We start from the raw sequence: 13,608 nt of genomic DNA, 5'->3' as shown, positions 1-13,608 counted from the left end.
GAGTTGCGTGCGGGTCAGATCGTGGTGATCGATGTGGAGGGTGAGGGTGCGGAGGCGGCGTTCACGTTCGCTGGTGTGCCTAAGCCTGATGCGGTGTTGGAGACCGCCGCGGCCGAAGCCGGCTCCGGCGCCGAGTAACCGCCGACCCAGCGGGCCGCGCTGGCCCGCTCCGCCACCCTGACCGCGAGGGGGCGGCCCTTACCGGGGCCGCCCCCTCGCGCCGTGTCCGGGAGTGCCGAACGGAGACGGGCGGGCCCCGGAACGCTTCCGGGGCCCGCCCGCTGGGGGTGGGCGGCGGCGGCCCGCCGCACCGGGCCGCCGCCGCAGGGTGGACCGGGGCGGGAGGGGAACCTGGCCCCGGTCCGGTCGGGGATCAGGGCCGGAGCGCCTGATCCAGCGCGGTCATCAGGGTGCCCTGGCCGTCGTCGCCGTCGAGCGACCAGACCATCACTCCGCCCAGGCCCTCGGCCTGCGACCAGTCGGCCTTTCGGGTCATGGCCGCCGGATCGTCGTAGGTCCAGAACGTGGACCCGTTGTAGAGCCAGGCGGTGCCCAGCCGGTCGTCGCGGTGCAGGGTGTAGCCCTGGAGCCGGCTGATGTTCTTCCAGTCGTCGATGCCCGCCTCGTAGGGTCCCGGCGCCGGTCCGGTGCCCTGCTGGAACAGGCCGTCGCCGCCGGGTCCCGCGGGGACACCGGTCCAGCCGCGGCTGTAGAACGGCACGCCCAGCACGAGCTTGGAGGCCGGCGCGCCGCGCGCGGTCCAGGCGTCCACGGTGATCTCGGCGCTGTAGCGGTCGGGCCCGGGGTCGGACGCGTGCAGCAGCAGGTTGGACTGGTGGTTGGTGGTGCTCTCCCACCCTCCGTGGAAGTCGTAGCCCTGGAGGGTGACGAAGTCGAAGTTCGGCATGATCCGGTCGACCTCGAACCCGGCGTCGATCTTGCGCGGGTCGGCCGGCATGAACGAGGTCAGTTCGAACGTGCGCCCGGTCTCGGTGCCCAGGGCGTCGAGGCGGGTGCGGAACTCCTGCACCAGTGCGGTGTAGTTCTGCTTGTCCTCGGGACGGATGACGTTGCCCGGGTTGCCCTCGCTGCCGGGCCACTCCCAGTCGAGGTCGATGCCGTCGAAGACGCCGTAGGCCGATCCGGGGCCGCCCGCGCCGTCGAAGACGGGCAGGTTGCCGCGCAGGAACATGTCGATGCAGGACTCCACCATGCGCTGGCGGGAGGCCTCGGTGCGCACCGCGTCGGAGAGGTAGCGCGACCACGTCCAGCCGCCGATCGACAGGTTCACCTTCAGGTGCGGGTACTTCGCCTTCAGCTCCCGCAGCTGGTTGAAGTTGCCGCGGAGGTCCTGGTCCCAGGTGTCGGCGACGCCGTCGACGCTCTGCTCGGCGGTGAAGGACCGCCCGTAGTCGGCCCAGGCGTCGCCCTGGCCGGCCTGGTTGACCTGGAAGCACTGGCCGTTGCTGTTGATGTTGGCGAACGCGTAGTTGATGTGGGTCAGCTTGGCGGCGGTCCCGCTGGTGTCGATGTCGCTCACCAGGTAGCCGCGGTCGTAGATGCCCCACTGCGTGAAGTACCCGACACGGCGGTCCCCAGCGGGGGGCTCACCGCCCCCGCCCGTCGGTGCGGTGCGTCCGGAGACGGCCCCGCTGGCGGCCGAGCGGTTGCCCGCGGCGTCGAACGCGCGGACGGTGAAGGTGTAGGCGGTGTCGGCGTCGAGCCCGCCGACGGTCCCGCCGGGGGTGTCCCCGATGACCGTCCGTACGACGGTGCTCCCGTCGAGGATCTCGTAGCCCGCGACGCCCACGTTGTCGTCGGACCGCGACCAGCCGAGGGTGATGGACGAGGAGGTGGTGGCGCCGATCGCGACACCGGTGGGGGCACTGGGCGCCTGGGTGTCCTCGCCGCCGCCCTCTCCCGAGCAGGGGGATCCGTCGATGGTGCAGGTCAGCGGTGCGGTCGCGCTTCCGGTCCCGGAGGCGACACCGTTGAACCCGATGGTGTAGGTGCCGCCGGCGGGCACCCGCGCTCCCCAGCCGGGCGGGGTGAGGGTGTGGGTGGATCCGGAACTGCTGAGGGTGGCGTTCCACAGGCTGCCGATCCGGACGCCGGCGGGAAGGGTGAAGCGGATCGTCCAGTCGGCCAGCTCGGCGGCCGAGGCGTTGTCGATGGTGAACTGGCCGCTGTAGCCGGTCTCCCAGCGGGCGCCCTCGGTGTAGACGACGGTGACGCCGGCGGGGGCGGCCGACGCCGGGGCCGCCGGGTGGATGATGGGGGCGATGAGGACGGCGGCGAAGGCCGCGCAGAGCCATCCTCGGATCGAGATGGTTCTCACGTTCGTCTCCTACTTCGTGGAGCAGGGGGATCGGAGCCGCCGTTCCGGTGGATGCGGCCCGGGAGCGGATGGAACGTGTGACGGTCCCCGTGCGGCGGGCCCGTCGTCTTCGGGAGCGGTGGTGCGGTGACGGTCGCAGGGCCGGCCGGAGGAGGGCGGCGGCCCTTGGTAGTGCGGGAGCGGGTCGGGCGTCACGGGTACGGCATGCGTTCTGGCCGTCGGTGACGAATTTTTAGGAAACTTAACTAACAATTCGAATCGTCGTCAATGCGCGGAACCGGGATTCGCGCGGCGGGCCCCGGAATCCGCCGGCCCGCTCCCGGGGGCGTGGCGGCGCGTCTGAGGTGGTGGACCGGACCAGTGGCCCGTCGTGCCGCGGTACGGTGCGCTGGCCGACGTCGGCCAGCGCGTTTCATTGCGTTCTCGGGGATCCGGATGCTATGGCTCAGGGGGCTGATGGGTGTCGCTACAGTGGCGGGGTGGGTAACCCGTTGAACCTCCCGTTCGACCCGATCGAGCGCGCGCACGAGAATTGGACGCGCCGCTGGGGCTCCTCGTCCGCCATGGTCGCGGTCACGTCGATCATGCGGGCGCAGCAGATCCTCATCGGTCGGCTCGACGCCGCGCTCAAGCCCTACGCCCTCACCTTCGCCCGCTATGAGGCGCTGGTGCTGCTCACGTTCTCCGCCACGGGCGCGCTGCCGCTCGGCAAGATCGGGGAACGGCTGATGGTCCACCCCACGAGCGTCACCAACACCATCGACCGGCTGGAGCGCCAGGGCCTGGTCCGGCGCAAGCCCAACCCCAGCGACGGCCGCGGTACGCTCGCCGAGATCACCGATCCGGGGCGCGAGGTGGTCGAGCACGCCACGCGCGACCTGACGGCCATGGAGTTCGGTCTCGACGGCTACACCGACGAGGAGCTGTGGGACATCCACCGCCGGCTGACCACGCTGCGCGTCGGGTTCGGCGACTTCCCCGCCCCGGCGCCCGGCGGCACCCCGGACCTCCACTGATCCGCCCCCTAGGCCACCCCTAGCGGCCCTCCTGCGGCCGATGCGGTGGGGCGGCCACTATCGGAAAGTATTTGGAAGTCCTACTATTTGACCATGGTCAATCCTCAGAACCCTCAGGACATCGAGGCGGGGCGCGCGCGCTGGCAGGAGCGCTACGATGCGGCGCGCAAACGCGACGCCGACTTCACCACCCTCTCCGGCCGCGAGGTCGACCCCGTCTACGGTCCGCCCGAAGGCGCGGAGGTCCCCGGGTTCGAGCGGATCGGCTGGCCGGGGGAGTTCCCCTTCACCCGCGGCCTGCACCCCACCGGCTACCGGGGCCGCGCCTGGACCATCCGCCAGTTCGCCGGGTTCGGCAACGCCGTGCAGACCAACGAGCGCTACAAGATGATCCTGGAGTCGGGCGGCGGCGGCCTGTCGGTGGCCTTCGACATGCCCACCCTCATGGGCTACGACTCCGACGACCCCCACGCCCTGGGCGAGGTCGGCCACTGCGGCGTGGCCATCGACTCCGTCGCCGACATGGAGGTGCTGTTCGACGGCATCCCGCTCGGGGACATCACCACGTCGATGACCATCAGCGGCCCGGCGATCCCGGCGTTCTGCATGTACCTCGCCGCCGCCGAACGGCAGGGGGCCGACACCTCGGCACTCAACGGCACCCTCCAGACCGACATCTTCAAGGAGTACATCGCGCAGAAGGAGTGGCTCTACCCGCCTGAGCCGCACCTGCGCCTCATCGGCGACCTCATGGAGTACTGCGCCGAGAACATCCCCGCCTTCAAGCCGCTGTCGGTGTCCGGGTACCACATCCGCGAAGCCGGGGCCACGGCGGCCCAGGAGCTGGCGTTCACCCTGGCCGACGGGTTCGGCTACGTCGAACTCGGCCTGTCGCGGGGCTTGGACGTCAACCGGTTCGCCCCCGGCCTCTCGTTCTTCTTCGACGCCCACATCGACTTCTTCGAGGAGATCGCCAAGTTCCGCGCCGCGCGCCGGATCTGGGCGCGGTGGATGCGCGACGAATACGGCGCCACCAGCGAGAAGGCGCAGTGGCTGCGCTTCCACACCCAGACCGCGGGCGTCTCCCTGACCGCCCAGCAGCCCTACAACAACGTCGTGCGCACCGCGGTCGAGGCGCTGTCGGCGATCCTGGGCGGCACCAACTCCCTGCACACCAACGCCCTGGACGAGACCCTGGCGCTGCCCACCGAGCAGTCCGCCGAGATCGCCCTGCGCACCCAGCAGGTGCTGCTGGAGGAGACCGGCGTCGTCAACGTCGCCGACCCGCTCGGCGGCTCCTACTACGTCGAGGCGCTGACCGACCGCATCGAGGCCGACGCCGAGGCCGTCTTCGACAAGATCCGCCGCATGGGCGGCGGCGCCGACGCCGAGCACCCCATCGGGCCGATGACCTCCGGCATCCTCGCCGGCATCGAGAACGGCTGGTTCTCCTCCGAGATCGCGGAATCGGCGTTCCAGTACCAGCAGGCGCTGGAGAAGGACGAGAAGCGCATCGTCGGGGTCAACCGCAACACCTCGACCGTCTCCGGCGAGGTGGAGATCCTGCGCATCAGCCACGAGGTCGAACGGGAGCAGAAGCGCGCGCTGGCCCGGCGCCGGGCCGAGCGCGACCAGGCCGCGGTCGACACCGCCCTGGCGCGCCTGCTGACAGCCGTGCGCGACCCCGGCCGGCCCAACCTCATCCCGGTCATCCTCGACGCGGCCCGCGCCGAGGCCACCATGGGCGAGATCTGCGCCACCATGGGCCGCGAGTTCGGCACCTACACAGAGGACCCGCGCTTCTAATCGTCACGGCGAGGAGGCGAGCGAGCGGAGGCGGCGCCGCCCTTCGCCGGAGGCGCGTTTCTCGGGGCCGCTGGAGTCGAGTGAGCCGATCGAGCGTGACCTGGTGACGCGTCACGGCGAGGAGGCGAGCGGGCGGAGGCGGCGCCGCCCTTCGCCGGAGGCGCGTTTCTCGGGGCCGCTGGAGTCGGGTGAGCCGATCGAGCGTGACCTGGTGACGCGTCACGGCGAGGAGGCGAGCGGGCGGAGGCGGCGCCGCCCTTCGCCGGAGGCGCGTTTCTCGGGGCCGCTGGAGTCGGGTGAGCCGATCGAGCGTGACTTGACAGCACCCTCCGGCCCGGGCGGACCACGGCCGCCGCTCGGGCAGTGGAGGTGTTCAGCGCACCCGGCCGGCATGCGGCAGGATAGAAGCATGCAGCCTTCGGACTTCTCCATGCAGAGCGCGGTCGACCTCGGAGCTCGCAAGGCGGCCTTGGAACGCGAGGCCAAGCGGCAGGCCGAGCAGTCGTCCGGTACCGCCAACCCCTACGCCATCGACGTCGACGAGCAGAACTTCCAGCAGGAAGTGCTGGAGCGCTCGCTGAACACCCCCGTCGTCCTCGCCGTGCTCCAGGCGCACTCCGAGCAGTCGTCCCAGGTGGAACGGGCGCTCGACCGGCTGGCCATCGAGGCCGGCGGCCAGTGGGCCGTCGCCAAGATCGACGTCCAGGCCAGCCCGCAGCTCGCCCAGGCGCTGCGGGCACCCGGGGTGCCCATGGTCGCCATGGTCATCGGCGGGCAGGTCGTCCCCGGTCCGGCCGGTCCGGCCACCCGCGAGCAGATCCGCGACTGGCTCTCGCAGGTCTTCGACGGCCTGCGCGAGCAGGGCGTGCTGCCCGAGAACTACGTCGGCCTGGGCCCCGGACAGGAGGCCGACACCGGCCAGGAGCAGGCCCCCGCCGACCCCGTCGAGGCCGAGGCGCAGGAGGCCCTCCAGCGGGGCGACTTCGCCGCCGCCGAGGCCGCCTACGCCAAGGCGGTCGAGGCCGACCCCAAGAACGAGGAGGCCAAGCTCAGGCTGGCCCAGGTCCGGCTGGTCGCGCGGGTGCGCGAGCTCGACGCCGGCGAGGCGCGGCAGGCCGCGGCCGAGCGCCCCGACGACGTCGAGGCCCAGGCGCGCGTCGCCGACATCGACATGTACGGCGGCAAGTTCGACGACGCCTTCGACCGGATGATCGCCACCGTCAAGCGCACCTCCGGCGACGACCGCGACGCCGCCCGAAAGCACCTGCTGCTGCTGTTCGAGGTCCTGCCCGCCGGCGACCCCCGGGTGGCCAAGGCCCGCCGCGGCCTCACCGCGGCCCTCTTCTGATCCGCCGACCCGGCCCGGTCCCGCGCCCGCGCGGGCCGGGGCCGCCCTCGCGTCCCGCCGGCGGGACGCGAAGGCCGGGCGAGAAATCCGCCGCCGGATGACGTACGCGCCGCCTCCCGGGGTACCACCCCAGCACAGGAAACGGGGGTGGCGAGATGAGACACGTGGTGACGGTGTCCGCGACGTACGGGGCCGGGGGCGGCATCGTGGGCCCGGCCGTCGCCGAGCGCCTGGGTGTGCCCTTCCTCGACCGCGCCATCCCCGGCGCGGTCGCCCAGCGGATCGGCTGCACCCTCGAAGACGCCCTGGAGCACGACGACCGCGCCCCCATCGGGTTCGAGCGCCTGCTCGCCAGCGCCGCCCGGATGCCCACGGTCACCCTGGGCGGCATCGACACCACCTTCATCGGGGCCACCGACGCCGACGGGCGGCTGCTGTACGACCAGGAGTTCGTCGACCGCACCGAGCACGTGATCGGCGAGGTCGCCGCCACCGGCGGGGTGATCCTCGGCCGGGCCGCCGCGGTGGTCCTGGCGTCCGCCCCCAACGCCCTGCACGTCCGGCTCGACGGATCCCGGGAAAGGCGCCTGGCCCAAGCGGCCGACCTGCGCGAGGCCGGCCGGGGCGAAGCCCTCGCCACCGGTGCCGACGACACCGCCCCCGCGGACCGGCAGCCGCCGACCATGCGGGAGCTCGACGACAACGACCGCGCCCGGCGCGCCTATGTCCGGCGCTTCTACCGGACCGACCCGGACGCCCCCAAGCTCTACCACCTGGTCCTCGACTCCACCATCATCCCCCTTTCGACCTGCGTCGACATCGTCGAGCGCCTCGCAAGGGAGCGTTCGGAGGCGGCGGCCGCGCCGCCGGAGACCTGATGTGAGGGATCTCATCGACCCCGCCGGTGCAGCGGGCCGGTCATCGGATCATCCGTACTGAAAAATGGATCGTTGATGCCCGATGCCCCTTTCGTGGTGCTGAGGGGCGCAGAACGCGCCGGTGGTGGCACCATGAAGGATGTGCCCCGCCACCCCCGACCTGACCGGCGAGGACGCGCACCGGCGCGTTCTCGGCCGCCGCAACGCGGCCCGGCCCCGGCGGCAGGGCGGCCCGGCGCGGGCGCCCAGGCGAGCGCGGCAGACAGATCCGTTCAATCGAGGAGCTTCACGTGGCCACCCTTCCCAGCGTCTCCTACTCCATCACGGTTCGGCTGGAACTCGACGGACACGGCAGCGCGGTCGGCAGCCTGACCAACGCAGTCGAGCAGGTGGGCGGCGTGATCACGGCCCTCGACGTCGCGTCCGCAGGCCACGAGCGCATCCGCATCGACGTCACCTGCGCCGCCCGCGACACCGACCACGCGCAGGCCATCGTCGACGCCCTGGGCGCCATCGAGGGCGTCGTCGTGCACAAGGTCAGCGACCGCACCTTCCTCATGCACCTCGGCGGCAAGATCGAGATGAAGTCGAAGGTGCCGCTCCGCAACCGCGACGAGCTGTCCATGGCCTACACCCCCGGCGTCGCCCGCGTCTCCCAGGCCATCGCCGCCAACCGCGACGACGCCCGCCGGCTCACGATCAAGCGCAACAGCGTCGCCGTGGTCACCGACGGTTCGGCCGTGCTGGGCCTGGGCAACATCGGCCCCGAGGCCGCCATGCCCGTCATGGAGGGCAAAGCCGCCCTCTTCAAACGCTTCGCCGACATCGACGCCTGGCCGATCGCGCTCGACACCCAGGACGTCGACGAGATCGTGCGCACCGTCCAGGTGATCGCCCCCGGCTTCGGCGGCATCAACCTGGAGGACATCTCCGCCCCGCGCTGCTTCGAGGTCGAGGCCCGGCTGCGCGAGCTCCTGGACATCCCGGTCTTCCACGACGACCAGCACGGCACCGCGATCGTCGTGCTCGCCGCGCTGAAGAACGCGCTGCGCGTGGTCGAGAAGAACCTGAGCGAGGTCCGGATCACCATGTCGGGCGCCGGCGCCGCCGGAACCGCCATCCTCAAGCTCCTGGCGCACGCCGGGGCCAAGCACATCGTCGTCTGCGACGTCCACGGCGCCGTGCACGAGGGGCGCGACGACCTCGACGCCAACCTGCGCTGGATCGCCGAGAACACCAACCCCGAGGGCTACTCCGGCGACCTCAAGGGCGCCGTGGCCGGCGCCGACGTCTTCATCGGCGTCTCGGCCCCCAACGTGCTGGCCGGCGAGGACATCGCCGAGATGAACGAGGACTCCATCATCTTCGCGCTGGCCAACCCCGACCCCGAGGTCGACCCCGAGGTCGCCCACCTGCACGCGGCCGTCGTGGCCACCGGGCGCAGCGACTACCCCAACCAGATCAACAACGTCCTGGTGTTCCCCGGGTTCTTCCGGGGCCTGCTCGACGCGCAGAGCCACCACGTCGACTCCGACATGATGGTGGCCGCGGCCACGGCCCTGGCCGACGTCGTCACCGACGACGAGCTCGGCCCCCACTACATCATCCCCAGCGTCTTCCACACCGATCTGTCGCAGCACGTGGCGACCGCGGTGCGCAAGGCCGCGCTGCGCGAGCAGGGCGAGTAGGGCGAGCCGGACGAGTCGGGAGAAAAGGCCGGTCAGGGCGGTGGGCGCGGCGGGCGAGCGGGGTACCGGCCGGGCCGTATCCAGCGGTCGGGACCGCCGCCGCGGTAACGGGCGGCCGTAACACCGCGGTTTCCGCCCAGGGGTGGCGCTCCGGCGGTCCTGCGGGTAGACGTGAGGCATGGACGGTTCGATTCTCACCGGCAGCCTGCTGGTGGCGACCCCGATGCTGGACGATCCCAATTTCCGGCGGTCGGTGGTCTTCGTGATCGACGACGATTCCGACGAGGGCACGCTCGGGGTGATCGTCAACCGCCCCTCCGACCTCGCGGTCGGCGACGTCCTGTCGGCGTGGAGCGGGTTCGTCAGCGACCCCGCGGTGATGTTCGCCGGCGGCCCGGTGGGTGCGGGTTCGGGGCTGGCCCTCGGCATGCCCGGCGGCGACGACATCCCCCTGGGGTGGCGCCCGCTGGCCAACGTCGAGAAGGGCTCCCAGGTCTCCCGGCTCGGCGTGATCGACCTGGACGCCCCGCCCGAGATCCTCGGCGGCGCCCTGGGCGGGTTCCGGGTGTTCGCCGGCTACACCGGGTGGAGCGAGGGGCAGCTCGGCGAGGAGATCGACGACGGCGCCTGGTACGTGCTGCCCGCCTGCGCGGAGGACGTGTTCTCCGCGGCCCCGTCGTCGCTGTGGTCGCGGGTCCTGCGCCGCCAGGGCGGCGATCTCGCCCTCGTGTCGACCTTCCCCGATGACCCGACCATGAACTGAATTGCGTCTCCCCTCGCTCCTGCGGATACCGTGGAGTGAGACGCAGGAGATGTGAGGGCAGGATGTCGATGGACGTTGTCAGCAAGGTGGTGCCCGAGAGCGACACCCGGCCGGATATTTCGCAGAACCCGGACATCTCGCACGGCGACGGCGACCGCGAGCGGTTCGCGCACTACGTGCAGAAGGACAAGATCACCGAGAGCGCCATCACCGGCGACCCGGTCATCGCGCTCTGCGGCAAGGTCTGGGTCCCCAACCGCGATCCGGAGAAATTCCCGATCTGTCCGGAGTGCAAGAAGATCTACGAGGAACTGACGCGCTAGATCACGGCCCCCCGCACCGATCGGGGCGGCCGTCCGGCGTGACCGGGGCCGGAACGCGCACACGCCGTTCCGGCCCTCGGCATGTGTCCATGCGTGCCCGCGGTTCTCACGGTCGCGCTCGCCTTCTCGCTCGGCTTCAACGGCTCCGCGAGGGGGCCTTCGGCCGGGGGCGGCGCCGTCTCCGCTCGCTCGGCGGCTCGCCGCTGTGGTTTTGCTGGTCGCGCTCGCCTTCTCGCTCGGCTTCAACGGCTCCGCGAGGGGGCCTTCGGCCGGGGGCGGCGCCGTCTCCGCTCGCTCGGCGGCTCGCCGCTCCACAATCCGCCGCGATGCGGCTGTGGGGAGGGCGCCCGGCGCGGTACGCTCCACTGGGACAGATCGCGTCATTGTGCCCATGGCGGCGGGAACGCGCCAGCGGCGGCCCGGTGATCGATCACCCCCTCCGAGAGCACGAGATCATCCGCCGACGTCCAGCGTCCTGGCGCCCTTCGCGCCCGGGAGTCCGCGCACCATGCCCCGCTCCATGGCGGCAGCGGCCCCCGCGCGGGCTCGCAACCCACGGGTAGGTCACATGGTTTCCACAAGTGAACGGCAGTCGTACCAGGGAGGTCGCCGACGGGGCGGCAACCGGGGCCGGCGCAGAAGGCCCGCCGCCCGGCGGCGCACGGGCGGCGATATCGGGCGCGGGATCGTACGCGGCTTCGGCGAACTGCTGTTCACCGCCGGCCTGGTCATGCTGTTCTTCGCCGCCTACGAGATCTACGGCAAGCAGTTCGAGACCAACCGCGAGCAGGACCAGCTCGCCTCGGGGCTCGAAGACTCCTGGGAGCAGCCGCAGGGGCCCGACTCCGAACCCCTTCCGGGCTCGGCCAACAGCCGCATGTACGTCCCCTCGCTCGACCTCCAGTGGGTGGTCGTCAACGGCGTCTCCCAGGAGGACATCCGCTTCAGCCCCGGCCACTACGGCGACGACGCCGTCGGCGGCGGCGACGCCACCCAGCCCGGACAGCTCGGCAACTACGCGGTCGCCGGCCACCGCACGCCGGGCATCTTCTGGGACCTCGACCTGCTGGAGAACGGCTCCGAGATCGTCCTGGAGGACCAGGACAACTTCTACACCTACGAGGTCATCGAGGAGGTCACCGTCACCCCCGACCAGGTGCAGGTGGTCGACCCCGACCCCTTCGACCCCGAGAACAACGACGCCCCCCAGCGCAGCCTGCTCACCCTCACCACGTGCGCGCCCAAGCTGAACAACACCCACCGGCTGATCATCCACGCCGAACTCACCGACACCAGCCCCAAGGAGGACGGCATGCCGGAGAACATCGCCGACATGGCCCCCGAGGGCGCGGCCGCGGGACAGGGGGCCTGATCCGCTCATGTACGGCCTCATCTGGCGCATCCTGCCCGGCCCCTGGCCCGTGAAGCTCGTCCTGGCGCTGGCGCTCATCGCGGGCGCCGCGGCGCTGCTGTGGTACATCGTCTTCCCCTGGGCCGACCCCTACATGCCCTTCAACGACGGCGCGGTGGACGTCGGGGGCGGGTGACCGCCACACCGCCGGGGCGCGGTCGGCGCGGCGGAAAGTGACGAACGCGCCGCCCGCACTCTGCCGTCCCGGTCCGCGCGGACGGATAACCTCGACCGGGTGAGCACCTCGGGAATGGCAGCATGACGCTTCTTGACACCACGACCGCCGAACGGCTCAGCGGCCTGCGGGCCTGGCAGCGTGAGGCGTTCGACGAATACTTCCGGCGCCAGCCGCGCGATTTCCTCGCCGTCGCGACGCCGGGGGCCGGAAAGACCACGTTCGCACTGACCCTCGCCGGCGAGCTCCTGGCCCGCCACGTCGTCCGCTCGATCACCGTGGTCTGCCCCACCGAGCACCTCAAGAAGCAGTGGGCCGAGGCCGCGGCCCGGTTCGGTATCGCCATCGACCCCGACTTCAAGAACGGGCAGGGGCCGCTGGGGCGGCAGTACATCGGCGCCGCCGTCACCTACGCGCAGGTGGCCGCGCACCCCATGCTGCACCGCAACCGCACCGAATCCCGCCGCACCCTGATCATCTTCGACGAAGTGCACCACGCCGGCGACGCCCTGTCCTGGGGCGACGCCGTGCGCGAGGCGTTCGACCCCGCGGCGCGCCGGCTGTCCCTGACCGGCACCCCGTTCCGTTCCGACGTCAACCCCATCCCCTTCGTCGACTACGTCCAGGACCACGACGGCGTACGCCGCTGCTCCTGGGACTACAGCTACGGCTACGCGCCCGCGCTGGCCGACGGCGTCGTCCGGCCGGTCATCTTCATGGCCTACTCCGGCGAGATGCGCTGGCGCACCAAGGCGGGCGACGAACTCGCCGCGCGGCTGGGCGAGCCCCTCACCCCCGACGCGCTGTCGCAGGCGTGGCGGGCGGCGCTCGACCCCAAGGGCGACTGGATCAAGAAGGTGCTGGCCGCGGCCGACCGCCGCCTCACCGAGGTCCGCAACAGCACCCCCGACGCCGGGGGACTGGTCATCGCCACCGACCACGAGAACGCCCGCGCCTACGCGCGCATCCTGCGCCAGATCACCGGGCGCGGCGCGATCGTCGTCCTCTCCGACGACCCCACAGCCAGCAAGAAGATCTCGCAGTTCAGCGAGTCCGACGATCGCTGGATGATCGCCGTGCGCATGGTCTCCGAGGGCGTCGACGTCCCGCGGTTGATGGTCGGCGTCTACGCCACCTCCACGAGCACCGCTCTGTTCTTCGCCCAGGCCGTCGGGCGCTTCGTGCGGGTGCGCCGGCGCGGCGAGGTCGCCTCGGTGTTCCTGCCGTCGGTGCCCACCCTCCTGGAGTACGCGGGGGAGATGGAGCGCGAGCGCGACCACGCGCTCGACCGCCCCGTCCGCGAGGGTGAGGACCCCGAGCAGGACCTCATCGACGAAGCCCGCAAGAAGCGCGACACCCCTGACGCCGGTGAGGAACTGCCCTTCGAGACCATGGAGTCCGCGGCCGAGTTCGACCGGGCGCTCTACGACGGCTCGGAGTTCGGCGGCGGCGCGCCGGGGTCGCCGGAAGAGGAGGACTTCCTCGGCCTTCCCGGCCTGCTGGAGCCGCACCAGGTGTCCCAGCTGCTGAGCAAGCGCAAGGCCGACCAGCGGGCGGGCCAGCGCAAGGCGCCCAAGGACGAAGCCGGGCCGCCCACCCACGAGGTCCTGGCCGAGCTGCGCAAGGAGTTGCAGGGCCTGGTCGGCGCGTGGCACCACCGCACCGGCCGTCCCCACGGGGTGATCCACACCGAACTGCGCCGCGCCTGCGGCGGCCCGCCGATCGCGCAGGCGTCGCCAGAGGAGATCCGGCAGCGCATCGCCAAGCTGCGCACCTGGGCCACCGGGGGCACGTAGGCGGCCGAGGTCCCGTTCCGCCGCAACTCCGGGCAAACAAACCGCAAGATTCGACGTCGGGGGCGA

The 13,608-nt window shown here is 71.7% G+C and carries 11 protein-coding genes; 10 read left to right on the top strand and 1 reads right to left on the bottom strand.

Going from position 1 to position 13,608, the window contains the following annotated elements:
• Positions 1-373: 373 nt before the first annotated feature.
• Positions 374-2,338 (bottom strand): glycosyl hydrolase family 18 protein, encoded by a 1,965-nt coding sequence (locus tag ACFO4E_RS28790; protein WP_378580251.1) that lies wholly within the window; start codon positions 2,336-2,338, stop codon positions 374-376.
• Positions 2,339-2,817: 479 nt separating this feature from the next.
• On the opposite strand from ACFO4E_RS28790, the gene ACFO4E_RS28785 reads away from it, so the two are divergent.
• The 10 genes from ACFO4E_RS28785 (at position 2,818) to ACFO4E_RS28740 (ending at position 13,542) form a co-directional block, all read left to right on the top strand.
• Entirely contained in the window at positions 2,818-3,354 is a 537-nt protein-coding gene (locus tag ACFO4E_RS28785; RefSeq protein ID WP_378580249.1) for a MarR family winged helix-turn-helix transcriptional regulator, read from the top strand.
• 93 nt (positions 3,355-3,447) lie between these two features.
• Positions 3,448-5,160, top strand: coding sequence for an acyl-CoA mutase large subunit family protein (locus ACFO4E_RS28780; protein WP_378580247.1), 1,713 nt, complete (start codon positions 3,448-3,450; stop codon positions 5,158-5,160).
• A gap of 409 nt (positions 5,161-5,569) precedes the next feature.
• On the top strand, positions 5,570-6,508 hold the full coding sequence (locus ACFO4E_RS28775; protein WP_378580245.1) for a co-chaperone YbbN: 939 nt from the start codon (positions 5,570-5,572) through the stop codon (positions 6,506-6,508).
• Between the two features lie 155 nt (positions 6,509-6,663).
• Positions 6,664-7,386 carry a cytidylate kinase-like family protein gene (locus tag ACFO4E_RS28770; protein WP_378580243.1) on the top strand — a complete coding sequence of 241 codons (723 nt, stop codon included), beginning with the start codon at positions 6,664-6,666 and terminating at the stop codon, positions 7,384-7,386.
• A gap of 290 nt (positions 7,387-7,676) precedes the next feature.
• On the top strand, positions 7,677-9,074 hold the full coding sequence (locus ACFO4E_RS28765) for an NAD-dependent malic enzyme (protein ID WP_378580241.1): 1,398 nt from the start codon (positions 7,677-7,679) through the stop codon (positions 9,072-9,074).
• 178 nt (positions 9,075-9,252) lie between these two features.
• Positions 9,253-9,837 carry a YqgE/AlgH family protein gene (locus ACFO4E_RS28760; RefSeq protein ID WP_378580239.1) on the top strand — a complete coding sequence of 195 codons (585 nt, stop codon included), beginning with the start codon at positions 9,253-9,255 and terminating at the stop codon, positions 9,835-9,837.
• 62 nt (positions 9,838-9,899) lie between these two features.
• Positions 9,900-10,160, top strand: a complete 261-nt coding sequence (locus ACFO4E_RS28755) for a DUF3039 domain-containing protein (protein ID WP_378580237.1) — start codon at positions 9,900-9,902, stop codon at positions 10,158-10,160.
• A 568-nt stretch (positions 10,161-10,728) separates the two neighbouring features.
• A complete protein-coding gene (locus ACFO4E_RS28750; protein ID WP_378580235.1) occupies positions 10,729-11,532 on the top strand; it encodes a class E sortase in 804 nt (267 codons plus the stop codon).
• A 7-nt stretch (positions 11,533-11,539) separates the two neighbouring features.
• A complete protein-coding gene (locus ACFO4E_RS28745; RefSeq protein WP_378580233.1) occupies positions 11,540-11,707 on the top strand; it encodes a hypothetical protein in 168 nt (55 codons plus the stop codon).
• Positions 11,708-11,829: 122 nt separating this feature from the next.
• Positions 11,830-13,542 (top strand): DEAD/DEAH box helicase, encoded by a 1,713-nt coding sequence (locus tag ACFO4E_RS28740; RefSeq protein WP_378580231.1) that lies wholly within the window; start codon positions 11,830-11,832, stop codon positions 13,540-13,542.
• The last annotated feature ends 66 nt before the right edge of the window (positions 13,543-13,608 follow it).

The organism is Nocardiopsis mangrovi (genome assembly GCF_042653925.1).
In the GTDB taxonomy this organism is placed as follows: domain Bacteria; phylum Actinomycetota; class Actinomycetes; order Streptosporangiales; family Streptosporangiaceae; genus Nocardiopsis_B; species Nocardiopsis_B mangrovi.
Note: the sequence above shows the minus strand (reverse complement) of the source record. Positions and strands in the feature narration are given on the sequence as shown.

Excerpts from the sequence above, each read along its gene's own strand:
- ACFO4E_RS28770 (WP_378580243.1), top strand. The coding sequence starts at position 6,664 with ATGAGACACGTGGTGACGGTGTCCGCGACGTACGGGGCCGGGGGCGGC.
- ACFO4E_RS28760 (WP_378580239.1), top strand. The coding sequence starts at position 9,253 with ATGGACGGTTCGATTCTCACCGGCAGCCTGCTGGTGGCGACCCCGATG.
- ACFO4E_RS28740 (WP_378580231.1), top strand. The coding sequence starts at position 11,830 with ATGACGCTTCTTGACACCACGACCGCCGAACGGCTCAGCGGCCTGCGG.
- ACFO4E_RS28755 (WP_378580237.1), top strand. The coding sequence starts at position 9,900 with ATGTCGATGGACGTTGTCAGCAAGGTGGTGCCCGAGAGCGACACCCGG.
- ACFO4E_RS28775 (WP_378580245.1), top strand. The coding sequence starts at position 5,570 with ATGCAGCCTTCGGACTTCTCCATGCAGAGCGCGGTCGACCTCGGAGCT.
- ACFO4E_RS28745 (WP_378580233.1), top strand. The coding sequence starts at position 11,540 with ATGTACGGCCTCATCTGGCGCATCCTGCCCGGCCCCTGGCCCGTGAAG.
- ACFO4E_RS28750 (WP_378580235.1), top strand. The coding sequence starts at position 10,729 with ATGGTTTCCACAAGTGAACGGCAGTCGTACCAGGGAGGTCGCCGACGG.
- ACFO4E_RS28780 (WP_378580247.1), top strand. The coding sequence starts at position 3,448 with ATGGTCAATCCTCAGAACCCTCAGGACATCGAGGCGGGGCGCGCGCGC.